21 protein-coding genes and 1 riboswitch are annotated in these 21878 nt (G+C 71.9%); of the genes, 11 read left to right on the top strand and 10 right to left on the bottom strand.

Annotated features, from left to right (window positions below; genetic code table 11):
* Positions 1 to 19 precede the first annotated feature (19 nt).
* Positions 20 to 292 (bottom strand): DUF4235 domain-containing protein, encoded by a 273-nt coding sequence (locus I6G21_RS02295; protein WP_058731217.1) that lies wholly within the window; start codon positions 290 to 292, stop codon positions 20 to 22.
* Between the two features lie 222 nt (positions 293 to 514).
* Positions 515 to 619: riboswitch (TPP riboswitch) on the top strand.
* 73 nt (positions 620 to 692) lie between these two features.
* Between I6G21_RS02295 and I6G21_RS02290 the strand changes: the two genes are divergently transcribed.
* From I6G21_RS02290 to I6G21_RS02270, 5 genes are all read left to right on the top strand, one after another.
* The gene (locus I6G21_RS02290; RefSeq protein ID WP_058731216.1) at positions 693 to 1313 is read left to right on the top strand and encodes an ECF transporter S component; all 621 of its coding nucleotides are present in this window, start codon (positions 693 to 695) and stop codon (positions 1311 to 1313) included.
* A gap of 20 nt (positions 1314 to 1333) precedes the next feature.
* Positions 1334 to 3049 carry an ABC transporter ATP-binding protein gene (locus I6G21_RS02285; protein WP_193554000.1) on the top strand — a complete coding sequence of 572 codons (1716 nt, stop codon included), beginning with the start codon at positions 1334 to 1336 and terminating at the stop codon, positions 3047 to 3049.
* Between the two features lie 10 nt (positions 3050 to 3059).
* Positions 3060 to 3842, top strand: a complete 783-nt coding sequence (locus I6G21_RS02280) for an energy-coupling factor transporter transmembrane component T family protein (protein WP_064725174.1) — start codon at positions 3060 to 3062, stop codon at positions 3840 to 3842.
* 369 nt (positions 3843 to 4211) lie between these two features.
* Positions 4212 to 4988: an ABC transporter ATP-binding protein gene (locus I6G21_RS02275; RefSeq protein ID WP_375542920.1), complete on the top strand. Its 777-nt coding sequence runs from the start codon at positions 4212 to 4214 to the stop codon at positions 4986 to 4988.
* Positions 4989 to 4992: 4 nt separating this feature from the next.
* A complete protein-coding gene (locus I6G21_RS02270) occupies positions 4993 to 6432 on the top strand; it encodes an FtsX-like permease family protein (protein WP_129357698.1) in 1440 nt (479 codons plus the stop codon).
* 246 nt (positions 6433 to 6678) lie between these two features.
* Here I6G21_RS02270 and I6G21_RS02265 read toward each other — a convergent pair whose 3' ends face one another.
* The 4 genes from I6G21_RS02265 to I6G21_RS02250 form a co-directional block, all read right to left on the bottom strand.
* A complete protein-coding gene (locus I6G21_RS02265; protein WP_129357699.1) occupies positions 6679 to 7590 on the bottom strand; it encodes an aminotransferase class IV in 912 nt (303 codons plus the stop codon).
* Between the two features lie 163 nt (positions 7591 to 7753).
* Entirely contained in the window at positions 7754 to 8971 is a 1218-nt protein-coding gene (locus I6G21_RS02260) for a multidrug effflux MFS transporter (protein WP_129357700.1), read from the bottom strand.
* A 104-nt stretch (positions 8972 to 9075) separates the two neighbouring features.
* A complete protein-coding gene (locus I6G21_RS02255; protein ID WP_061225333.1) occupies positions 9076 to 9669 on the bottom strand; it encodes a nucleoside/nucleotide kinase family protein in 594 nt (197 codons plus the stop codon).
* 6 nt (positions 9670 to 9675) lie between these two features.
* Positions 9676 to 10188: a low molecular weight protein-tyrosine-phosphatase gene (locus I6G21_RS02250; protein ID WP_058730649.1), complete on the bottom strand. Its 513-nt coding sequence runs from the start codon at positions 10186 to 10188 to the stop codon at positions 9676 to 9678.
* A gap of 231 nt (positions 10189 to 10419) precedes the next feature.
* On the opposite strand from I6G21_RS02250, the gene dnaK reads away from it, so the two are divergent.
* From dnaK to I6G21_RS02225, 5 genes are all read left to right on the top strand, one after another.
* Positions 10420 to 12273 carry a molecular chaperone DnaK gene (gene dnaK / locus I6G21_RS02245; protein WP_058730650.1) on the top strand — a complete coding sequence of 618 codons (1854 nt, stop codon included), beginning with the start codon at positions 10420 to 10422 and terminating at the stop codon, positions 12271 to 12273.
* A 5-nt stretch (positions 12274 to 12278) separates the two neighbouring features.
* Positions 12279 to 12875 carry a nucleotide exchange factor GrpE gene (locus tag I6G21_RS02240; protein ID WP_058730651.1) on the top strand — a complete coding sequence of 199 codons (597 nt, stop codon included), beginning with the start codon at positions 12279 to 12281 and terminating at the stop codon, positions 12873 to 12875.
* Positions 12876 to 13097: 222 nt separating this feature from the next.
* Positions 13098 to 14114: a DnaJ C-terminal domain-containing protein gene (locus tag I6G21_RS02235; protein WP_058730652.1), complete on the top strand. Its 1017-nt coding sequence runs from the start codon at positions 13098 to 13100 to the stop codon at positions 14112 to 14114.
* Between the two features lie 3 nt (positions 14115 to 14117).
* Positions 14118 to 14543 (top strand): heat shock protein transcriptional repressor HspR, encoded by a 426-nt coding sequence (locus tag I6G21_RS02230; RefSeq protein ID WP_058730653.1) that lies wholly within the window; start codon positions 14118 to 14120, stop codon positions 14541 to 14543.
* A gap of 141 nt (positions 14544 to 14684) precedes the next feature.
* Positions 14685 to 16148 (top strand): alanine/glycine:cation symporter family protein, encoded by a 1464-nt coding sequence (locus I6G21_RS02225; protein ID WP_058730654.1) that lies wholly within the window; start codon positions 14685 to 14687, stop codon positions 16146 to 16148.
* Positions 16149 to 16506: 358 nt separating this feature from the next.
* On the opposite strand, the gene trmB is transcribed toward I6G21_RS02225, so the two are convergent.
* The 5 genes from trmB to I6G21_RS02200 form a co-directional block, all read right to left on the bottom strand.
* Positions 16507 to 17262 (bottom strand): tRNA (guanosine(46)-N7)-methyltransferase TrmB, encoded by a 756-nt coding sequence (trmB, locus tag I6G21_RS02220; RefSeq protein WP_224799670.1) that lies wholly within the window; start codon positions 17260 to 17262, stop codon positions 16507 to 16509.
* A gap of 52 nt (positions 17263 to 17314) precedes the next feature.
* The gene (locus tag I6G21_RS02215) at positions 17315 to 18871 is read right to left on the bottom strand and encodes an alanine/glycine:cation symporter family protein (protein WP_129357702.1); all 1557 of its coding nucleotides are present in this window, start codon (positions 18869 to 18871) and stop codon (positions 17315 to 17317) included.
* A 114-nt stretch (positions 18872 to 18985) separates the two neighbouring features.
* A complete protein-coding gene (locus tag I6G21_RS02210) occupies positions 18986 to 19447 on the bottom strand; it encodes a hypothetical protein (protein ID WP_058730656.1) in 462 nt (153 codons plus the stop codon).
* Positions 19448 to 19658: 211 nt separating this feature from the next.
* Positions 19659 to 20165, bottom strand: coding sequence for a Dps family protein (locus tag I6G21_RS02205; protein ID WP_058730657.1), 507 nt, complete (start codon positions 20163 to 20165; stop codon positions 19659 to 19661).
* A gap of 158 nt (positions 20166 to 20323) precedes the next feature.
* The gene (locus I6G21_RS02200; protein ID WP_129357703.1) at positions 20324 to 21016 is read right to left on the bottom strand and encodes an HAD family hydrolase; all 693 of its coding nucleotides are present in this window, start codon (positions 21014 to 21016) and stop codon (positions 20324 to 20326) included.
* Between the two features lie 81 nt (positions 21017 to 21097).
* On the opposite strand from I6G21_RS02200, the gene I6G21_RS02195 reads away from it, so the two are divergent.
* Positions 21098 to 21661, top strand: a complete 564-nt coding sequence (locus tag I6G21_RS02195) for a hypothetical protein (protein ID WP_129357704.1) — start codon at positions 21098 to 21100, stop codon at positions 21659 to 21661.
* Positions 21662 to 21878: the final 217 nt, after the last annotated feature.

The following is a 21878-nucleotide window of genomic DNA, read 5'->3' as shown; positions in this document are numbered from 1 at the left end:
TCGGCGGGGCCGGTGCGGCTCAGACCTCCCGCTGGCCGCCGCGCTGCACCTGATCCTTCCGGTCGGCCTTGTTGGCCGCGCGGGTGATGCCCACCTTGATGAGGGTGCCCACCAGGCCGGTGATCAGGGACCACACGATGATGTCGCGCAGCGACTCCTCGGGATCCGCGTTGTCCTCGGGCGGCTCGTTGCCGGTGACCTTCCGCCACCCGGCGCTGAGCACCTTGTTGGCCAGGGCGACCCCGCCGAGGGAGGCCACCGTGGAACCGATCTTGATCAGGGGATTGCTCATTCCTGCTCCTTAGCTTTCGTGGTTCGCCGGCGCGGGCACCCGGCGTCGTCGAGTGATCTCCCGCGCATCCACCTCAGCTTACGGCCCGCTCGGCCCCGCCGCACCCGCCGGTGCGGGAGGGGGCGCCCCGATGCGGGAGCCTTCCGGTGGTTTGGGAGCACTCGGAGGGCTCCCGAAACACCGGAAGGCTCCCGAACCGCCGCTGCGGTAGGGTGGGGGCGTCCACTACGACAGGGGAGCCCCGACCGGGGCTGAGAGTGCACACCGGTGCAGACCCTCGAACCTGACGCGGTTCATACCGCCGGAGGAAGTCGAGTTCTCGGACCCCGCGGCCCATCCCGGCCCCTCGCCGGGCGACGTCGCGGCGTCTCCCCTCCTGCCATCCCCAGGAGGAGTCCTCATGAACACCACCACGAGCACCCGACGCCGCAGCTGGCGGGTCGTGGACATCGTCATCGCCTCGGTCATCGCCGCGGCCTGCTCGCTGATCTTCTTCGTCTGGAACAACGCCGTGTACCCGGCCAGCAGCGCCGCGACCGCCGGGTTCCCGCCGCTGGGCGGGCTGATCGGCGGCGCCTGGCTGATCGCCGGCCCCCTGGGCGGGCTGATCATCCGCAAGCCCGGGGCCGCCCTGTACTGCGAGCTGGTCGCCGCGATCATCTCCGCCCTGCTGGGCTCCAGCTTCGGGCTGACCGTCATCTGGTCGGGGCTGTACCAGGGCGTCGGGGCGGAGCTGGTGTTCCTGCTGTTCGCCTACCGCCGCTTCGACCTGCCGGTGGCCCTGCTCTCCGGTCTCGCCTCCGGGGTGGTCATGGCCGTCATGGAGAACATCATCTACAACCCCGAGTGGACCATGGACTACAAGCTGGTCTACGTGCTGTGCGGCGCCGTCTCCGGGCTGGTCCTCGCGGGTCTCGGCGCCTGGGCGCTGACCCGCGGGCTGGTGGCCACCGGCGTCCTGGACTCCGTGGCCGCCGGTCGGGACGCCCGGCGCGCCGCTTCCCGACGTCGCCCGGCCTGACCCCGATGCAGACCCGACCGATGGCGTCTCGCGCGGCCGCCGTCACCACCGAGGGCTTCGGCTGGCACTACCCCAACCGGTCCGAGCCGGCCTTCCGCGACGTCACCCTGGAGATCCCGCCGGGGCAGAAGGTGCTGCTGCTGGGGCCCTCCGGCGCCGGGAAGTCCACGCTCCTGCACGCCCTGGCCGGGGTGCTGGACCAGGAGGAGGACCCGGCGCTGGGCACCGCCCTGATCGACGGGTTCCCCGCCGCCCGGGCTCGGGGCCGGGTGGGGCTGATGCAGCAGGACCCGGAGGCCTCGATCGTGCTCTCCCGGGTGGGTCAGGACCTCGCCTTCGGCCCGGAGAACCTCGGGGTGCCCCGCGAGCAGATCCGCCCCCGCTGCGAGGAGGCCCTGGCGGCGGTGGGCCTGGACCTGGACTGGGAGCGTCCGACGTCGGCGCTGTCCGGCGGGCAGAAGCAGCGCCTGGGACTGGCCGGGATCCTCGCGATGCGCCCGGGTCTGCTGCTGCTGGATGAGCCCACCGCCAACCTGGACCCGGCTGGGGTGGAGGAGGTGCGCGACGCGGTGCTGCGCGCCGTGCGGGAGTACGGCTCCACGCTGGTCGTGGTGGAGCATCGCGTGGGGGTGTGGGCCCCGCACGTGGACCGGGTGATCGTGCTGCGCCCGGCCGGCGGCATCAGCCACGACGGCGCCCCCGAGGAGGTCCTCGGGGCCGGCCGTCGGGAGCTGATCCACGCCGGGGTGTGGGTGCCCGGGCACGTCCCGGTGGGTCCGGGGGAGGCCGACGGCGTCGCGGGAGGCGGGTCGAGGCCCGCCGTGCCCGGGACCGAGGAGGCGGGGACCGCCGATGCCTGGAGCACCGGGCAGGACTCCGGCGGTGCCGAACCCCCCGCGGGAGGCGAGAGGCTGCTGGCGGCCCGGGATCTGGCGGTGACCCGGACCCATCCGCAGCGGCGCTGGGCCCGGGTCCGACGCCGCGCCGCGGCGTCGTCCACCGAGGCGCCTCCGGCCGCGGCGGCCGAACGGGAGCCGTGGGCCCGGACGGCCCCGGTGGCCTCCCGCGGCATCGACCTGACGCTGCGCGCCGGGCAGCACCTGGCCGTGGTGGGCCCCAACGGCGCGGGGAAGTCCACCCTGGCCCTGACCCTGGCCGGTCTGCAGTGGCCGGCCGCCGGGCTCGTCGTCGCCGCCGAGGGGCTGCGCGGGGACCCGGGGGTGTCCTGGGACCCGATGTGCTGGTCCTCACCGGAGCTGATCCGGCGCATCGGCACCGTGTTCCAGGAGCCCGAGCACCAGTTCGTCAAGGCCACGGTGGCCGAGGAGCTGGAGCTGGGGGCGCGGCTGAGCGGGGCCGAGGATCCGGGCGCCCGGGCCGAGGACCTGCTGGAGCGGCTGCGCCTGGACCGGGTGGCCGAGGCCAACCCCTTCACCCTCTCCGGCGGGGAGAAGCGTCGGCTGTCCGTGGGCACGGCCCTGGCCGCCCGCCCGCGGGTGCTCGTCCTGGACGAGCCGACCTTCGGGCAGGACGCGATCACCTGGGCCCGGCTCGTGCGGCTGCTGGGCGAGCTGATGGCCGAGGGCACCGCCGTCGTGTCCGTGACCCACGACCTGGACTTCGCGGCCGCCCTCGGCGGGCGGCGCCTGGACCTGGGTGCGCCCGAGCATCGCCCGCGGGAGGCCGACGACGACGGGGGCGCCCGCCGCGCCGTCGGGCTCGGGGAGGTGGGCTGAGGTGGAGCTGATGGATCCGGTCTTCGCCCGGGCCAGCGCCCTGGGCCGCACCAACGCCGCCACCAAGATCGTCGTGGCCACCCTGCAGACCCTCGTCTTCGTGGTGAGCCTGGATTGGGTGACCTCCAGCCTGGGGCTCGTCCTGCTCCTCGCGGCGATGACGGCGGCCGGGATGCGCCCGTGGGCGGTGGCCCGGAAGCTGTGGTTCATCTTCGCGGCCGCGGTGCTCTCCGGGTGGGCCACGGCCCTGATGGCGGAGAAGTCGGGGCGCCTGCTGCTGGATCTGGGGCCGTGGCAGGTCAGCACCGGCTCCCTCGACTCCGGGATCGCCATCATGCTGCGCGGCTGCGCGCTGGCCCTGATCTCGGTGATGTTCCTGGCCAGCACCGACGCCCACGAGCTGGGGGAGTCCCTGGCCCAGACCTTCCGGCTGCCCGCCCGCTTCGTGCTCTCCGCGGTGGCGGCCTTCCGTCTCATGGGTCTGCTGGCCGCGGAGTGGCAGACCCTGGCCGCCGCCCGGCGGGCCCGCGGCATCGGCTCCCGCTCCGCGCTGGTCGCGCTCACCACGGGCTTCGCCCAGCAGGCCTTCGCCCTCATGGTCCAGGCCCTGCGCCGCGCCTCGCGGCTGGCGGTGACGATGGAGGCCCGCGGCTTCGGCGCCGGGCCGCGCACCTGGCTGAACCCGCCGACCTACCACCGGGTCGACGTCGTGGTGCTGATCCTCGGGCTGCTGATCCCGGTGATCGCGGTCGGCGCCTCCCTCGCCCTGGGCTCCTACCGCACGATCTTCTGACCCGCCCGGGATCCGGCCCGTTCCGTTCGGTTCCGCGACCCGGCGCATTCGTTCCCATCCCTCTCCTTCCTTCTCGCGAGGCGGCGCATTCGTTCCCGAAAATGCGGATTCTGGGTACGGATGCGCCGGGTCGTGGGGGACGGACGTCATGTGAGGGCTGGCGGGGAGGGGAACAGTGGAGCCAGGTCTACCCCGGATCAGATCTGGGGCCACTGACTCCAGCCCCGCGCTTCACGAGAGTGGAGGGTGACAGAAAACGTCCCCGATCCCCCGAGGAGCGATCCCACCGTGACCACCCAGCCAGACTCTCCCTGGGCCACCCCCACCGTCGTACAGCCCGGGCCTGAGCCCGCTCACTCCGAGCCCGCCATCCCCGCCTCCGCCACCGCCCAGCCCGATCCCGCCCGGGAAGCGGCCCCCGTCGCCGTCGCCCGCGGGGTTCGGAAGATCTACGGCACCGGCCCGCAGGCCGTCACCGCGGTGCGCGGGGTGGACCTGGAGGTGGCCCCGGGCGGATTCACCGCCGTCATGGGACCCTCCGGCTCCGGCAAATCCACCCTGATGCACCTGATGGCCGGGCTGGAGACCCCCACCGAGGGCCGCGTGTGGATCGGCGGGCAGGAGATCACCGGGCTGTCCGACGCCGCGCTGACCTCGGTGCGCCGCCGCCGCGTCGGCTTCATCTTCCAGGCCTTCAACCTCATGCCCACCATGGACGTGCGGGAGAACATCCTCCTGCCCTTCGAACTGGACGACCGCAGGCCCACCGCCGAGCAGCGGCAGTGGATCGACCTCCTGTTGGAGCGTCTGGGTCTCACCGGGCGCGTCAACCACCGGCCCGGGGAGCTCTCCGGCGGGCAGCAGCAGCGGGTGGCCATCGCTCGGGCGCTCGCGACCCGTCCCGCCCTGGTCCTGGCCGACGAGCCCACCGGCAACCTCGACTCCCGCGCGGCCGGGGAGGTGCTGAGCCTGCTGCAGGCCGCCGCCCGGGAGATGGGCCAGGCCATCCTGATGGTCACCCACGACCCCAAGGCCGCCGCCCACGCGGACCGCGTGGTCTACCTGGCCGACGGGCGCATCGTCCGCACCGAGGGCTCCGGAACCCCCGAGCAGATCGCCGCGACCATGCTGAACCTGGAAGCGTAGCACCATGGCCAAGACCGTCAGGAACGCCGTCCGCGAGATCGCCCGCGAGCCCCGCCAGCACCTCTCGACCCTGCTGATCTGCGCCGTCGCCGCCTTCTTCGGGGCCGCCATGATCGCGGGGACCCAGCTGCTCGCCCACCTCATCGCCGGTCCGGAAGGCGCGGACGGAGCGGAGGGTGGGATCGCGCTGATGCTCGGCCTGCTCGGCACCGTCTTCTTCGGCATCGCGATCTTCGTGGCCGCGATCGTCGTCGTGAACACCTTCTCGATCGTCGTCGCCGGACGCACCCGCACCATCGCCCTGCTGCGCCTGCTCGGCGCCTCGGCTCCCTCCCTGCGCCGCGGGATCGGCGTGGAAGGGCTGATCGTGGGCGGGGTCGGCGCGGTGCTGGGCACGGTCCTGGCCGACGTCGCCGCCCTCGGCGCGGCCGCCTGGCTCGAGCACCGGCCCGACGCCGCGCCCCTGGGCTTCGCGATCACCCCCGGCACCGCAGTGCCCGGTGCGGTCGTGGTGCTGATGGCCTGGTGGGCAGCCTGGCGCGGGGCCCGCCCGGTGCTCGCCGTCTCCCCGATCGAGGGGACCCGGCGCACCGTGGAACCCGCCCTGAAGACCCTGCGCCGCGGCAGCCGGGCGCTGCTGGTCCTGGCGCTGCTCGGCATCGTCCTCGGTGCGGGCCTGCTGGGTCTGGGCGTGCTGGTGGGCTTCGCCTCCTCGGCGGGGGTGCTCCTCGGCTTCCTCGGCGGCATCGTCTCCTTCACCGGGATCGCGCTGGGCTCGGCGTGGATCATGCCCGCGTTCCTGGGGCTGGCGGGCCTGCCGCTGCGGGCCTCGGCCGCGGGGCGACTGGCCGCCGGCAGCGCCCGACGGCACCCGCTGCGCGCCTCGCGCACCTCGATGGGCCTGGTCATCGGGATCACCCTCATCATGATGTTCGCGACCCTGGGGCAGACGTTCCAGACGGTCATGACGCGGTGGAGTCGGGAGCTGGGGATCGCGGAGGATCAGACCAGTTCGGTCATGCGCAGCATCGACGACGTGCTGTGGTTCCTCACCGCGATGCTGGTGTTCTCCCTGGTCATCGCCGCGATCGGGGTGGTCAACAACATGCAGGCCTCAGTCATGCAGCGCACCCGCGAGCTGGGGATGCTGCGCACCATCGGCCTGTCCACCGCGGGGCTGTGGCGGATGATCCTCGCGGAGACGGCGCAGCTGACGCTGGCCGCGGCCCTGTTCGCGATCCCGCTGGGCATCCTCTACGGCTGGTGCGGCGCGCTGTCCATGCTGGCCAGCGTGGATGGGATCGGGTTCTTCCTCCCCACGCCGCCGTGGGCGATGATCGGGCTGGTGCTGCTGGGGTGCGCGGTGATCACCGGGATCGCCGCCGCGCTGCCGGCCCGCCGGGTCACCCGGGTCTCCCCGGTGGCCGCCCTGGCCGCGGGCTGAGCCGACGCCGTGCCCCGGCGGCCCGGTGCTCTCGTTCCCGACCCCTCGCGACCCGGCGCTCTCGTTCCCGGTCTCTCGCGAGACGGCGCAGCCGTTCCCATAATCGCGGTTTTCGGGAACGAGAGTGCCGTTTCGGCGAGGGATGGCCTCTCGTGTGGGAACGGGAGCGCCGACTCGGCGAGGGGTGGCCTCCTGTGTGGGAACGAAAGCGCCGGCCCGGCGGGGAGATCGCCGGGCGGCCGGTGCTCAGGCCGTGAGGAAGGAGGTCAGGAGGCGGGTCAGCTCCCGATCCACGGGCAGGACCTGGTGGTCCAGGTGGGTCACGGGGGCGAGCAGACGCACCGAGGAAGCCAGCCACACGCCGTCGGACTCCAGCAGGTCCACCGGGTACAGGGGGCCGTAGCCCAGCTCCCAGCCGCGCTCGCGCGCCGCCGCGAAGATCGTCCCCTGGGTGGTGCCGGGCAGGATGCCGTGGTTCGGCTCCGGAGTGAGCAGGGTGATCCGGTCCCCGGTGCGCCGGGCCGCGATCACCGAGCTGGTGGCCCCCTCCAGGATCCGGCGATCCGACGCCGTCCAGATCGCGTCCTGCGCGCCGAGGGAGCGGACGTGGCGCAGCACCGCCATATTCACCGCATAGGAGAGGGTCTTGGCGCCGGTCAGCAGCCACGGGTAGGCGGCGTCCTCGGCGGGATCGTGCCCGCGGGGCAGCAGCAGCGCCCGCACCCCCTGCTCACGGGCGGCGAGGGTGGATTCCGGGACCGGGGAGACGATGACGAGGCCGTAGGCCCCGCGCGTCGGGTCTCCCCGGCTGACCAGCAGCTTCACCACGGTCTCCTCGCCGAGGTCGGTGGCGGTGCCGATGCCCTCCCGGGCGGCCACCCGCAGGACCGTGGCGACGGCGGCGCGCCACCGGTCCTCGTCCGGGGCCGGCAGCTGCAGGAGCCGGGCGGAGTGGGCCAGGCGGGCCAGGTGCCGGGGCAGCTTCCGCACCGCGCCGTCGACGGCGAGCATGGTCTCGAAGACCCCGTCCCCGCGGGTGTACCCCTCGTCCTCGATGCCGATCAGGGGCGCGGCGGCGTCGAGCACCTCGCCGTCCGGGTGCGCGTCATCCACTCGGACGACGACGGGCGGCCTGCGGTCTGCGGGAAGCTCACTCATGCCCCCATTCTGCCTACCCCGCCGCAGCATCCCCTGCGCCCTGGCGCCCAGTCATCGATTCCGACGGATTTTCAGGCGAAAAGTCGTCGGAATCGATGACTCGGCGCCAGGGCGGGCGTCGGGGGCGGGGCGTCGGACCGGGCGTCAGAGAGGGGGCGTCGCATCAGGTGGTCTGGGGGTGGGTGGCGGTGCGGGCGCGGGTCGTCAGGAACACCGTCAGGGCCGCGAGGGCGCAGATGCTCATGCTGATCGCCATCGGGGCGACGGCGTGGTCCCCGCCGAGCCCGACCAGCGGGGAGACGAGCCCGCCCATGCCGAACTGCAGGCACCCCAGCAGGGCCGACGCCGCCCCGGCGTAGTCCCGGCCCTGGCTCAGGGCCAGCGACGTGATGTTGCCGAAGATCAGGCCCTGGCAGCCGGCGCACAGGAACAGCAGCACCAGCACCACGGGCAGCGAGAGGGCCCCGGCGAGGGTCAGGCCCAGCAGGGTCAGGGCCGAGACCGCGACGATGCTCAGCCCCACCGGGGCGATCCGCTCCGGGACGGTGCGGCTCAGCAGCGCGTTGGACAGGACGGAGAAGAGGAGGATCCCCAGGGAGTTCGCCCCGAAGGCCAGGGCGTAGGCGGTGGAGCTCATCCCCAGGACGTTCTGCAGGACGTAGGTGGACCCGGAGATGTAGGAGAACAGGGTGCCGAAGGAGAGGACGAAGGCGATCACGAACCCCACGTATCGGGGGCGGCGCACCATCGCGGCCACCCCGCGGCCCACCGTCCGCAGGCCCCCGGAGTGGCGGCGCTCGGCAGGCAGGCTCTCCGGGACCAGGACGAACACCGCCGCCGCCATCAGCAGGGTCACCGCGGTGAGCACCCAGGACACGGTGCGCCAGGTGGACACCGCCAGGATCAGCCCGCCCACGGTGGGTGCCAGCACCGGGGCCAGGCCGTTGATCATCATCATGTAGTTCATGTACCGGGTGGTCTGGGTGCCCACGGTCAGATCCGCGATCATCGAGCGGGCCAGCACGATGCCGGCAGCCCCGGACAGCCCCATCAGCAGCCGGAAGCCGATGAGCACCTCCACGGTGGGGGCCAGGGCGCAGCCCAGGGAGGCCAGGAAGCACACCGCCGAGCCGATCATCAGGGGGCGGCGTCGGCCCCACTGGTCCGAGAGCGGGCCGATGAGCAGCTGCCCCAGGGCCAGCCCCAGCATGCACGCGGAGAGGGTGAGCTGGATGGTGGAGGCCTGGGTGTCCAGGTCCTCGGACATCCGGGGGAAGGCCGCGAGGTACATGTCCGTGGCCAGCGGTCCGATCCCGGAGAGGGTGCCGAACACGATCAGCAGGGGGACGCTCACGCGGGGGGCGGTGCTCTGGTGGCCCATGGGCGAGGGGTCCCTTCCTGGGGAGCGCGGACCGGTCGAGGCGGTCGGCGGGGAGTCCGGCGTCGCGCCGGCTGACGGGACGATGGTAGAGGAAAAGCGGTCGTTCAGGGCAGTCGGGCCAGCAGCGCGTCCTCCTGCGCGGCCCAGCGCTCCCAATGTGGACGGTAGAGCTCCCCGTCGCGGGCCAGCGCCCGCCGACGCCGCTGCGCCGCGGGCAGCTGCAGCCACACGGTCAGGTCCGGCACGACCTCGGGGTGTCCGGGGGCGCTGGCCCCGACCCCCTCGGCGATGATCAGGGCGGCCTCGGCCGACAGGATGCGCTCGGCGGGATCGGGGGCGCCGGCCGCCCAGTCCCAGGCGCGCCAGGCGGCGTCGCGCCCGTCCAGCAGGCGGGTGAGCATCTCGGTCCACAGGCGCACGCCCTCGGTGAGCCCATCCCAGCCGGGGTAGAGGTCCTCCAGGTGGAACAGCACGACGCCGGCCGGGCACCGGGCCGCGGCGGCCGCGGCCAGGCGGGCGGCCAGGGAGGTCTTGCCGGCTCCGGAGCGCCCGTCCACCGCGAGCACCAGCGGCGCCCGGTTCCTCCAGTGCTCGGGCGGGAGGGTTCCGTCGCGGCCCAGCAGCTGCTCGAGGATCCCGGCGACGTCGGCGTCCTCGGGGTCGTGGTTCTCGATGACCCAGGTGCGCCCGGCGGACACGGCGGCTCAGCCCCGCGCGGTCTCGGCGTCGGCCGGACCGTGCTCGCGGGCCCAGTCCACGACGCCGGGCACGGCGGCGTCGATCATCTCGAAGGTGGTCTCGAAGTCCTCCTCGTCGCCGTACCAGGGGTCGTAGATGCCGAGGCTGCGGTGCTTCAGGTGCGCGGCCTCGGGATCGAACTCGCGCAGCAGGTGGATCTTCTCGGCGTCCCGCTCGGTCTCGGCCAGGCTGCGCAGGGCTCGCTCGTGCGGCAGGTCCAGGGCCAGCACGAGGTCGGCCGCGGCGAGGTCCGCGGCGGTGACCTGGCGGGCCCGGTGCCCGGAGGCGTCGATGCCCTCCGCCTGAAGCACCCGGGCGGCGCGCGGATCCACGGGGTTGCCCCGCTCCTCGTCGCTGATGCCGAAGGACTCCACCGTCACCTCCGGCAGGTCGGCCCGTTCGACGGCGCGGCGGATCAGGTACTCGGCCATGGGGGAGCGGCAGATGTTGCCGGTGCACACGGTGATGATGCGGGTCATGGGTTCAGCCTACCCAGGCGCGGTGAGGGAAGGGCGGCGGGTGCCGGAACCGGCGCGATCCAAGGCGGCGCAGAAAAGTTGAGTCGAACCGACTCAAACCTGTTGACAGGTGGGGCCCGATGCGTAGACTTGAGTCAGGACAACTCAAGAAGTGAGACCTCCGGGTGCTCACCTCCCGCGGGCAGCGGGCGGGGCCCCGGTTCACTCGAGACCATGAAGGAGCATCACCACATGTCACGTGCAGTCGGCATCGACCTCGGCACCACCAACTCCTGCGTCGCGGCCCTGGAGGGCGGGGAGCCCGTCGTCATCGCCAACGCGGAGGGCACCCGCACCACCCCGTCCGTCGTCGCCTTCGGCAAGGACGGCGAGACCCTGGTCGGCGGCGTGGCCAAGCGCCAGGCCGTCACCAACGTCGAGCGCACCATCTCCTCCGTCAAGCGCCACATGGGCACCGACTGGACCGAGGAGATCGACGGCAAGAAGTACACCGCGCAGGAGATCTCCGCGCGCATCCTGCAGAAGCTGAAGGCGGACGCGGAGGCCTACCTCAACGACAAGGTCACCGACGCGGTCATCACCGTCCCGGCCTACTTCAACGACGCCGAGCGCCAGGCCACCAAGGAGGCCGGCGAGATCGCGGGCCTGAACGTCCTGCGCATCGTCAACGAGCCCACCGCCGCGGCCCTGGCCTACGGCCTGGAGAAGGGCAACGAGGATGAGCTGATCCTGGTCTACGACCTCGGCGGCGGCACCTTCGACGTCTCCCTCCTGGAGGTCGGCAAGGACGACGACGGCTTCTCCACCATCCAGGTCCGCGCCACCGCCGGCGACAACCGCCTGGGCGGCGACGACTGGGATCAGCGGATCGTGGACTGGCTGCTGCAGCAGGTCAAGTCCAAGACCGGGGCTGACCTGTCCAAGGACAAGATCGCCCTGCAGCGCCTGAAGGAGGCCGCGGAGCAGGCCAAGAAGGAGCTGTCCTCCGCCTCCTCCACCAACATCTCCCTGCAGTACCTGTCCGTCACCTCCGACGGCCCGGTGCACCTGGACGAGTCCCTGTCCCGCGCCAAGTTCCAGGACCTGACCAAGGACCTGCTGGATCGGACCAAGAAGCCGTTCCACGACGTCATCGACGAGGCCGGGGTCAAGGTCTCCGACATCGCCCACGTCGTGCTGGTCGGCGGCTCGACCCGCATGCCCGCCGTCGTGGACCTGGTCAAGGAGCTCTCCGGCAAGGACCCGAACAAGGGCGTGAACCCGGATGAGGTCGTCGCCGACGGCGCGGCCCTGCAGGCCGGCGTGCTCAAGGGCGACCGCAAGGACGTCCTGCTGATCGACGTCACCCCGCTGTCCCTGGGCATCGAGACCAAAGGCGGGGTCATGACCAAGCTGATCGAGCGCAACACCGCGATCCCGACCAAGCGGTCCGAGACCTTCACCACCGCCGAGGACAACCAGCCGTCCGTGTCCATCCAGGTCTTCCAGGGCGAGCGCGAGTTCACCCGGGACAACAAGAACCTGGGCACCTTCGAGCTGACCGGCATCGCCCCGGCCCCGCGCGGGGTGCCGCAGATCGAGGTCACCTTCGACATCGACGCCAACGGCATCGTGCACGTGTCCGCCACGGACAAGGGCACCGGCAAGGAGCAGTCCATGACCATCACCGGCGGGACCTCGCTGTCCAAGGAGGACATCGACCGCATGGTCAAGGACGCCGAGGCCAACGCCGAGGCGGACAAGAAGCGCCGCGAGGCCCAGGATCTGCGCAACACCGCGGAGAACAGCGCCTACCAGATCGAGAAGCTGCTCAAGGACAACGAGGACAAGCTGCCCGAGGACGTCAAGTCCGAGGTCCAGTCCGACGTCGACGAGCTGAAGAAGGCCCTGGAGGGCGAGGACGACGACGCCGTGAAGTCCGCCTTCGAGAAGCTGCAGTCCTCCCAGACCAAGCTGGGCGAGGCCATCTACGCCCAGGCCCAGGCCGGTGAGGGTGCCGCGGACGCCGGTGCGGCCAACGCGGACGCGAACGAGGATGACGTCGTCGACGCCGAGGTCGTGGACGACGAAGACGAGAAGAAGTAAGGGATATGGCTGAGAACACCACCGAGAACCCGCAGGACGGGGACCCGCTGGAGGAGGCCTTCCACGCCCCCGACGCGGAATCCGCCTCGGAGGCCGAGGGCGCCGAGGCCACCGCGCAGAGCGCTGCGGACGAGCAGGAGGCCGCGGAGGAGCCCGCGGACTCCGAGTCCGCGGCCCAGGACGGGCACCGGCTGGCCGAGGAGCGTCTGGAGGATCTGCGCCGCCTGCAGGCGGAGTTCCAGAACTTCCGGAACCGCTCGGCCAAGGAGAAGGACGGTCTGCGCGAGTACGTGGTGGGCGACGTCGTCACGGCCCTGCTGCCGGTGATCGACGACATCGACGCCGCGCGCCGGCACGGGGACCTGGCGGAGGGACCCTTCGCCTCGATCGCCCGGAAGCTCGAGGAGGCGCTGACCCGTCAGGGCCTGGAGCGCTTCGGCGAGGTCGGGGAGGCCTTCGACCCGCACGTGCACGAGGCGGTCATGCAGCAGCCCACCGAGGAGGTGGAGCCGGACCGGCTGGCCATGGTCATGCGCAACGGCTACCGCATCGGCGAGCGGGTGCTGCGCCCGGCCCAGGTGGCCGTGGCCGTGGCCCCGTGACCCAGGGGTAGGCAGGATCCCCGGACCCCGCGCTTGCGGAGGTCAGTTGCGACGCCGGGTCCCCGCGCCGTCGTTCCCGTCCGAAAATGGGCGGGCGCGGCGGGTGCGGACCCGGCGTCGCTTCTCATCTGCGCAACCGCCCCGGGCGCGCCCCGCCCGGGCGCACAACAGAACATCAGCAGACGGAAACGAGCACAGCGAGACTGTGGGAAGGAGGCGTCGATGGCGAGCGAGAACTGGCTGGAGAAGGACTTCTACAAGGTGCTGGGCGTCTCCAAGGACGCCAGTGACGAGGACATCAAGAAGGCGTATCGGAAGCTGGCCCGGAAGTACCACCCGGACCAGAACCCCGGGGATGAGGCCGCCGAGCGGCGGTTCAAGGAGATCTCCGAGGCGCACACCGTGCTGGCGGACCCGGAGCAGCGCAAGCAGTACGACGCGATCCGCGCGATGGGCTCCGGGGCCCGGTTCAGCGCCGGCGCCGGCGGGGCCGGCGGCCCCGGGGCGGGAGGCTCGGCCGGCTTCGAGGACCTGCTGGGCGACCTGTTCGGCGGCGGGGCACGCCGCTCCCGGGGCGGCTTCGGCGGCGCTGGGGGACCCCGGATGCAGTACACCAGCACCGGCGGCGGCGATCCGTTCGCGGACCTGTTCGGCGGGGCCGGCGGGGCCAGCCCCTTCGGGCAGCCGCGCCAGCCGGCCCCGGCCGACGTCGAGACCAGCGTGACCATCGACTTCGCCGAGGCGCTGGAGGGCACCCAGCTGCGGGTCAGCCAGCAGGACGGGCGCAGCGTCACCATGCGGATTCCGCAGGGGGTGCGCGACGGGCAGAAGGTGCGTCTGCGCGGCAAGGGCCAGACCGGCCCCGGCGGGTCCTCGGACCTGATCGTGACCGTGCACGTGCGCCCGGATCCGGTGTTCACCCGGGAAGGCGATGACCTCACGGTGCATGTGCCGGTGACCGTGGAGGAGGCCGCCCTGGGCGCGGTGATCACGGCCCCCGCCCCCGGCGGGAAGATCGTGAAGCTGCGGCTGAAGGCCGGTCAGGAGCCCGGCACCCGGATGCGGGTCAAGGGCCGCGGGGTGACGACGAAGAAGCACACCGGCAACCTGTACGTGATCCCGCAGGTCCAGGTGCCCTCGGAGCTGTCCGAGGAGGCCGTCGAGGCGCTGCGCCGGTTCACGGAACTGGCGCACCAGCCGGATGTGCGGGCGGATCTGCTGCGGGAAGCGGGGGTGTAGACCATGGCCTTCGGCAACGCGGACCAGCCCCTGTTCGTGATCTCGGTGGCCGCCGAGCTGGCCGAGATGCACCCCCAGACCCTGCGCCAGTACGACCGGCTGGGTCTGGTCACCCCCTCCCGGCTGCCCGGGAAGGCCCGGCGGTATTCGCAGCGGGATGTGGAGAAGCTACGCCAGATCCAGCAGCTGTCCTCCGAGGGGGTCTCGCTGGAGGGGATCCGGCGGATCATCCAGCTGGAGAACCAGGTCCAGGCCCTGCAGCACCGGGTCCGGGAGCTGACCGAGCAGCTGCAGGAGAGCCAGGATCGGATCCAGGAGTCCCGGCGGGTGTTCGCGGCCGGGCTGCGCGGCGACGTCGTGCGGCTGGGCCGCGGGCAGCGCCCCGAGCGCTTCTCGACGAGCCGGGCGCTGACCCTGTACCGGGGGTGAGGCTGTTGCTGGGAGACTCTGTGCTGGGGTGAGCGAGCCGGGTCCGCGGGCGGGGGTCGGCGGGTTTTCCGGGCGGAAACACGGGTGTGGCATGATGATCCGCATCACTTCTCAACCGCACCGATCCGTGGGGGCCACCGCATGCTCGAGACCCTGGACTCCGTCCTCTCCGCCATCGACAAGGTCCTCTGGGGCCCGTTCATCCTCATCCCGCTGCTGCTGGGCACGGGCCTGTACCTGACCATCCGCCTCGGCGGGATCCAGCTGACCAAGCTCTTCCAGGCCCTGCGCCTGGCCTTCTTCACCCGCAAGGACGAGGGCGCCCAGGGCGGGGACATCTCCCAGTTCCAGGCGCTGACCACCGCGATGGCCGCGACCGTGGGAACCGGCAACATCGTCGGGGTCGCCACCGCGATCGGCACCGGCGGTCCCGGGTCCCTGTTCTGGATGTGGATCACCGCGATCTTCGGCATGGCCTCCAAGTACTCGGAGGCCTTCCTGGCGGTGCGCTTCCGCACCACGGACGCCAAGGGCGAGATCTCCGGCGGCCCGCAGTACTACCTGCAGCGCGGCATCCGCGGCGGCTTCGGGAAGTTCCTGGCCCTGTTCTTCTGCGTGGCCGCGATCATCGCCTCCTTCGGCATCGGGAACACCACCCAGGGCAACTCCATCTCCGTGAACATGGTGGACTCCTTCCACGTGCCGGAGTGGATCACCGGGCTGGTGCTGGCCGTGCTGACCCTGCTGGTGCTGGTCGGCGGCATCAAGTCCATCGGGCGGGTCACCTCCAACCTGGTGCCGATCATGATCGTCTTCTACGTCGTCGGGGCGATCTACATCCTGTGCGTGAACGTCGGGGGGATCCCGGAGGCCTTCGCGACGATCTTCGAGTCCGCGTTCACCGGGCACGCCGCCGTCGGCGGGTTCCTGGGCTCCACCATCATCCTGGCGGTGCAGATGGGTGTGGCCCGCGGCATCTTCTCCAACGAGTCCGGGATGGGCTCGGCGGCCATCGCCGCGGCGGCCGCGCAGACCACCCACCCGGTGCGTCAGGGCCTGGTATCCATGACCCAGACCTTCATCGACACGATCATCGTGGTCACCTGCACCGGGCTGGTCATCATCACCACCGGGCAGTGGACCGCCGGGGCCGACGCCGCCGGCACCATGACCTCCCGCGCCTTCTCCACCGGGCTGCCGGGCAGCTGGGGCGGGTGGATCGTGACGATCGGCCTGGTGCTGTTCGCCTACTCCACGATCCTCGGCTGGGCCTACTACGGCGAGCGGTGCATCGAGCGGCTGTTCGGGCGGCGCGGGGTGCCGGCCTACCGGGTGCTCTTCTCCGTGATCGTCTACGTCGGCTGCACCGTCCCGCTGTCGCTGGTGTGGACCTTCGCGGACATCGCCAACGGCCTGATGGCCATCCCCAACCTGATCGGTCTGCTGATCCTCTCCGGTCTGATCGCCCGGGAGACCCGTCACTACCTGCGCAACGACCCCTCCGTCACGGCGGACAAGGATGAGGTGGACGAGTTCATGAAGGGCCACCCCGGGGCGATCGACACCTACGAGACCCAGTCCATCCCCCAGGTGGACCGCCGCTGACCCCGGGCGGGGGGCGGACCCCGCCCGACGCCGACCCGGCGCCCCTGTTCCCGCCCCTCCTCGCCGATCCGGCGCATCCGTTCCCGAAAACGCGAAAAGCGGGAACGGATGCGCCGCCTCGTGAGAGGGGATGCCGGGAGCGGGTACGGATGCGCCGGGTGGGTGCGACTGCGTCTCCCTATCCTTCGCCGACGCGGCGCTCTCGTTCCTACCCTTCATCGACCCGGCGCTCTCGTTCCCGGAAACGCGGAAAATGGGAACAGATGCGCCGCCTCGCGGAAGGGGATGCCGCGAGAGGGTACGGATGCGCCGGGTCGCGGGTGCTCCGAGCCCCGAACTCCGGTCACCCCCCCGGGGGTCAGGCCCGGCGGTAGGTGAGGTCCCAGGGGTGGCGTCCGGCCTCCCCGGCCTTGCGCTCGAAGCTGGTGAGGATCCGGCCCTCCCAGCGGGGGGCCCAGCCGCCGGTCGGGTCCTCCTCGGTGGCGCCGCGGCCCGGGTGCTCGTTGCGGAAGTCCTCGGAGGCCTCCAGCACCTCGCGCATCACCAGGGCGTACTCCTCCCAGTCCGTGGCCAGGCGCCACAGCCCGCCGGGCCGGATCACCCGGGCGGCCAGCCGCGCGAAGTCCGGGGAGACCAGGCGGCGCTTGTGGTGGCGGGTCTTGTGCCACGGGTCCGGGAAGAACACCCACAGCTCGTCCACGCTGGCCGGCTCCAGCAGGTTCTCCAGCACCTCCGGGGCGTTGGCCTGCACCACCCGCACGTTCTGCACACCGGCCTGGCCCATCTTCATCAGCAGGTCGGCGATGCCGGGGGTGTAGACCTCCACCGCCAGATAGTCGTTCTCCGGGTGCTCGGAGGCCGCGTGCACGATGGCCTCACCGAGCCCGGAGCCCACCTCCACCACCAACGGCGCCCCTTCTCGGCCGAAGACCTCGGCCTGGTCGAAGCGAGCCTCGGGGGCCACCGAGGTGTCGGTGACCAGCCGCGGGACGTCCAGCACGTGGGTCGGGGAGAACTCGTCCCAGGCCTTCTGGCGCCGAGCGGTCAGCCGGTCCCCCCGGCGCACGAAGGAGTACGGCTGACGGTGGAACTGCTGGGGGACGTCCTCGGACATGGGCTCTTCCCTTCGGGTGGTGGCGGTCCAACCCGTCATCGTACCCGGTGCCTCAGGCGGAGGGCCGCCCGGCGGCGTCGCGCAGGGCGGCGGCTCGGCGCACCTCCTCCTCGCGCAGCACCCGCATCCGGGTGGTGTCCGGGTGCTCCAGGACCGGGTGCGGCCGGGTGAGGTCCACCTGGTGGTCGATCTGGGCGTCCAGGCTGCCCGGGTGCTCGCCCATGAACGCGTCGATCTGCTCGGCGGTGGCCGTGAAGTGAGGATCGTGGCGCAGGTACCGCCGGGTCTCGCGCACCACCAGCCCGGAGAGGATCAGCAGCCCGATGAGGTTGGGGATGGCCATGATCCCGTTGATCACGTCGGAGAAGGTCCACACCATCGTCAGCGGGGCGACGGCGCCCAAGCCGCAGGCCACCGCGAACACGATCCGGTAGATCAGGATGCCCCGGTGTCCGCCGCCCAGGCGCTCGATGCAGCGCTCGCCGTAGTACCCCCAGCCCAGCACCGTGGAGTAGCCGAGCAGGATCAGGCAGATGGTGACGATGATCCCGCCCCAGCTGCCGGGCAGCCCCGTGGCGAAGGCGGTGGAGGTCATGGTGGCCGGTTCGCCGTTCTCCCACACGCCGGTGGTGATGACCAGCAGCCCGGTGATGGAGATGACCACGAGGGTGTCGATGAAGGTCTGGGTCATGGACACCAGGCCCTGGCGCACGGGGTGGGCGGTCTGGGCGATGGAGGAGGGGATGGAGGCGGTGCCCATCCCGGATTCGTTGGAGAACAGGGAGCGGGCCACGCCGATCTGCATGGTCATCAGCAGGGAGCCCGCGGCCCCGCCGGCCGCCCCGGAGGGGGTGAAGGCGTTGCCGAAGATCAGCGCCAGCGCGTGCGGGATGCCGGACCAGTTCACGGCGAGGATGTACAGTCCGCCGCCCACGTACAGCGCGATCATCAGCGGCACGCAGAACACGGTGACCTTGGAGATGGACTTGATGCCGCCCACCAGCGCCCCCAGGGTCAGCACCCCGATGACGACGGCGGTGATCGTCGGGGCCACGCGGAAGGTGGATTCCATGTTGGAGGCGATGGCGTTGGACTGAGTGGTGTTGCCGACGCCGAAGGTCGCGACGACGGCGCAGGCGGCGAAGGCCACGGAGAGGAACCAGCCGAAGCGGTTGGGGATGCCGCGCACCAGGTACACCTGGGGCCCGCCGGTCAGCTCCCCGTTCTTGTCCCGGGTGCGGAAGCGCACCCCGAGGAAGCACTCGGCGTACTTGGAAGCCATGCCGATCAGTGCGGTGATCCACATCCAGAACAGGGCCCCGGGCCCGCCGAGGTGGATGGACAGGGCCACGCCCACGATGTTGCCGGTGCCGACGGTGGCTCCGAGGGCGGTGGCCATCGCCTGGTAGGAGGAGATCTCGCCCTTCTGGCCCGGTTGTCGGGAGCGGCGCCCGAAGGCCAGGGACATGGCCTTGCCGAACAGGCGGAACTGCAGCCCGCCCAGGCGCACGGTGAGGAACAGGCCGGTGAGCAGCAGCAGCGGCAGGATCAGCCACGGTCCCCACACGATCGCGTCGGCCCGGTCCAGGATGGTCTGCAGGGTGTCCATGTCTCCTCGTTCCCGCGCTCGCGCGTCAGGCGGTCACCGGAAGACGCGGACGCCCGCTCACCGGGGCTGGTGGGCGGGCGTCGTCGTCATGCGGGAAAGCCGAAGCGCGGTGCGCTACTTCTTGCTGCTCTTCGCAGCCTTCTTGGCGGCCTTCTTCGCCTTCTTCTTGTCGCTCTTGGACTGCAGGATCAGGGCCGCGGCGATGGCGGCGAGCCAGGAGTCCTTGGCGACGGCGGTGCCGGCCTGGGAGGGGCGGATGCCGTCCTCCTCGGTCATCTCGTCGGTGTTGAAGTACATCGCGAGCAGTCCGGCGGAGAAGGCGCCGAGGGCCAGCCCGGCCAGGCGGCGCGGGACGATGGGGGTCAGCAGGGCGGCGCCGACGGCGATCTCGGAGCCGGCCAGGACCTTGCCGAAGGTCTGGGGGCTCAGGCTGCCGAGGGCGGGGACGCCGTTGACGGCCATGCCCTGGAGGGTCTTGGCGGTGTCCTCGTCGAGGTTCAGCTTGCCGAGGCCGGAGTTGAGGATGAAGGCGCCGGGCACGGCGCGCAGGGCGGCGTTGGCGAGGTGGAAGGCCATAGGTGATCCTTTCGTGGAGATCCGGTGGTGTTCGGTCGGGTCGGAGCGGGCTCCGGGGGACCGATCGTCCTGCTCCACCCTAACCCTCGGGGGGCGTCGGGCAGGTGTCGGTCGTGTTACCGGGAGACGCGAAGGCCCCGGATTCTCGCCACCAGCGAAATGCCGGTGCGGCGGGAAGCCGGGGCCGTCGTCGTGGAGCCGGGAGGCGGGGTCAGCTCAGCTGGCCGTCGGCGTCCTCCAGGTGGGCGCGCATGAACCACTGGAACTTCTCCAGCTCGGTGGTCTGCTGGATGAGGATGTCCTCGGTGATGGGATCCACGTCCCCGACCTTGGCGATCGCGGCGCGGTGGTCCTCGATCAGGCCGGTGTAGACCTCGTCCAGCGCGCGCAGGTGATCCATGGCCGAGGCGCGCCCCAGCTTGTAGTCCTCCCAGTCGCGGGTCTGGACCAGGTCCCCGGGCAGCCCGTTGGGGGCCACCCCGAGGGCGGACATGCGCTCGGCGAGCTCGTCGGCGTAGCCGCGCACCAGCTCGATCTGCGGGTCCAGCATCTCGTGCACGCCGATGAAGTTGCGCCCGACCACGTTCCAGTGGGCGTGCTTGAGGGTCAGCTGCAGGTCGTTCAGGGCGTGCAGGCGCGGCTGCAGGATCTCGGCGACCTGGTGACCGCCGTCCACGGACAGGCCGGGGACGGTGTACGGGGCGTTCTTCTCAGACATGGCGTTCCTTCCTGTGTGCGCGGGCCCGGTGTGTGATGCGGTGTGTGTGATGCGATGGGCCCGCGGACGTTGTTATGAGTGACTCATAACTGCGTTGTTATGAGTCAATCAAAATAGCGCGGGCGGGTCAAGGACCTGCGGAGGTGCCATCGATCGCCTCAGGCGAACACCGAGCGCAGCGTCGCCAGGCTCAGCTGCTCGTGCTCCGCTCGGGCGTCCCCCGCGCCGTCGGGCACCGGCTGCATCCCCGGCACGACGACGACGCGCGCGCCCGCCGCGTGAGCCGCGGCCACCCCGGAGGGGGAGTCCTCCACGACGACGCAGCGGGTGATGTCCACGCCGAGCCGCTCGGCGGCCAGCAGGTACGGCTGCGGATCCGGCTTGGGTCGCTGCACATCCTCATCCCCGATCACCGTGCGGAACAGACCCTCCGGGGCGCGGGAGGCGGTGACCCGGGCGATCTCCGTGGTGGCGTTGGTGACGATGGCCGCCGGGATCCCGGCGGCGGCGACCTCGCGCAGCAGCGGCTCGATCCCCGGCAGGAAGCCGATGCCCTCCTGCGCCACCACCTGCTGGCCGGTGGCGGCCAGGCGGCGCACGATCTCCTCGGGGGAGAGCCGCACCCCCAGCTCTCGCAGCCGATCCACCGTCATGGACATCGGCTGGCCCAAGCAGGCCAGGGTGTCCTGCTCGGTCCACACGGCGTCGAACTCCGCGGCCACCTCCTCCTTGGCGCGGGCCCAGACGGGCTCGGTGTCCACGAGGGTGCCATCGTGGTCGAACAGGACGGCCTCGGGCAGGGCGGTGCTGGGAGCGGGGGAGTCGGAGACGGAGCGGCGCTGATCGGTCATGGTCCCAGCGTATCGGCCGGCGCCCGGATCGCGGGCCCGGCTCCCCGCGGTCGGGCGGGGCGCGTCCTAGACTGGCTTTCCGTGAGCAGCACCTCCCCGATGACCCCTCCCGTTCGCGCCGCCTCCCCTTCGGCCGCGGTGCGCCTGTGCACCGGCGCGGCCCTGCCGATGGCCGTGCTGACGGGGCTGTGGATCACGGCCGGACGCGCCCTGTTCGGGGCGGGCGGGCTGCTCGTCGGCGTCTTCGCGGTGACCGTCCTGCCGGTGTACCTGGCGGTGCTGGGCCTGGCCTGCTGGCACCTGCTGCGCGATGCCCGACGCCGCCCGGGCGGGGCCACGACCCCGGCGATCGCCGGCGCGCTGGCGTGCACCTGGGTCCTGGCGCTGATCTTCGGCTTCCTCGTCCCGGACCGGGTGGAGGGGCAGGTGGTCTCGGCGGCCTCGGCGGTGCTGGGCCCGGACGTCGTCGGGCTCTCCGCCGGCTTCGGCAACACCTTCGGCATCCTGACCTTCGTCGCGGCCTTCGCGACCCTGGGCCTGGCGATCACCCAGAACCGACGCGGGCGCCGCGCGGCCGAGGGGCGCCCGGCCACGGAGGACGAGATCCTCGACGCCGCCGGGTACGACGGCGGCCGGCTGGGCTGAACGGGCTGGCCGACCTGCGGGGCCGATCCGCCGGCTCTCGGCTGCGTCCGGGCGCCGCCCGAGCCCCGCCATCGTGCGGAAGAACCTGTGGAAAACTCCTGCGGAACCCCTTGCCCCCTCAAGTTGAGCGGAGTAGACTCAAGGTAGTTGATACAGACGTGGGCAGATCGGCGGGCGCAGCGGCCCGCCCCTCGCCCCGGAACCACCCTGAGGAGCC

It is taken from the genome of Rothia kristinae, assembly GCF_016028855.1.
In the GTDB taxonomy this organism is placed as follows: Bacteria; Actinomycetota; Actinomycetes; order Actinomycetales; family Micrococcaceae; genus Rothia; species Rothia kristinae.
Note: the sequence above shows the minus strand (reverse complement) of the source record. Positions and strands in the feature narration are given on the sequence as shown.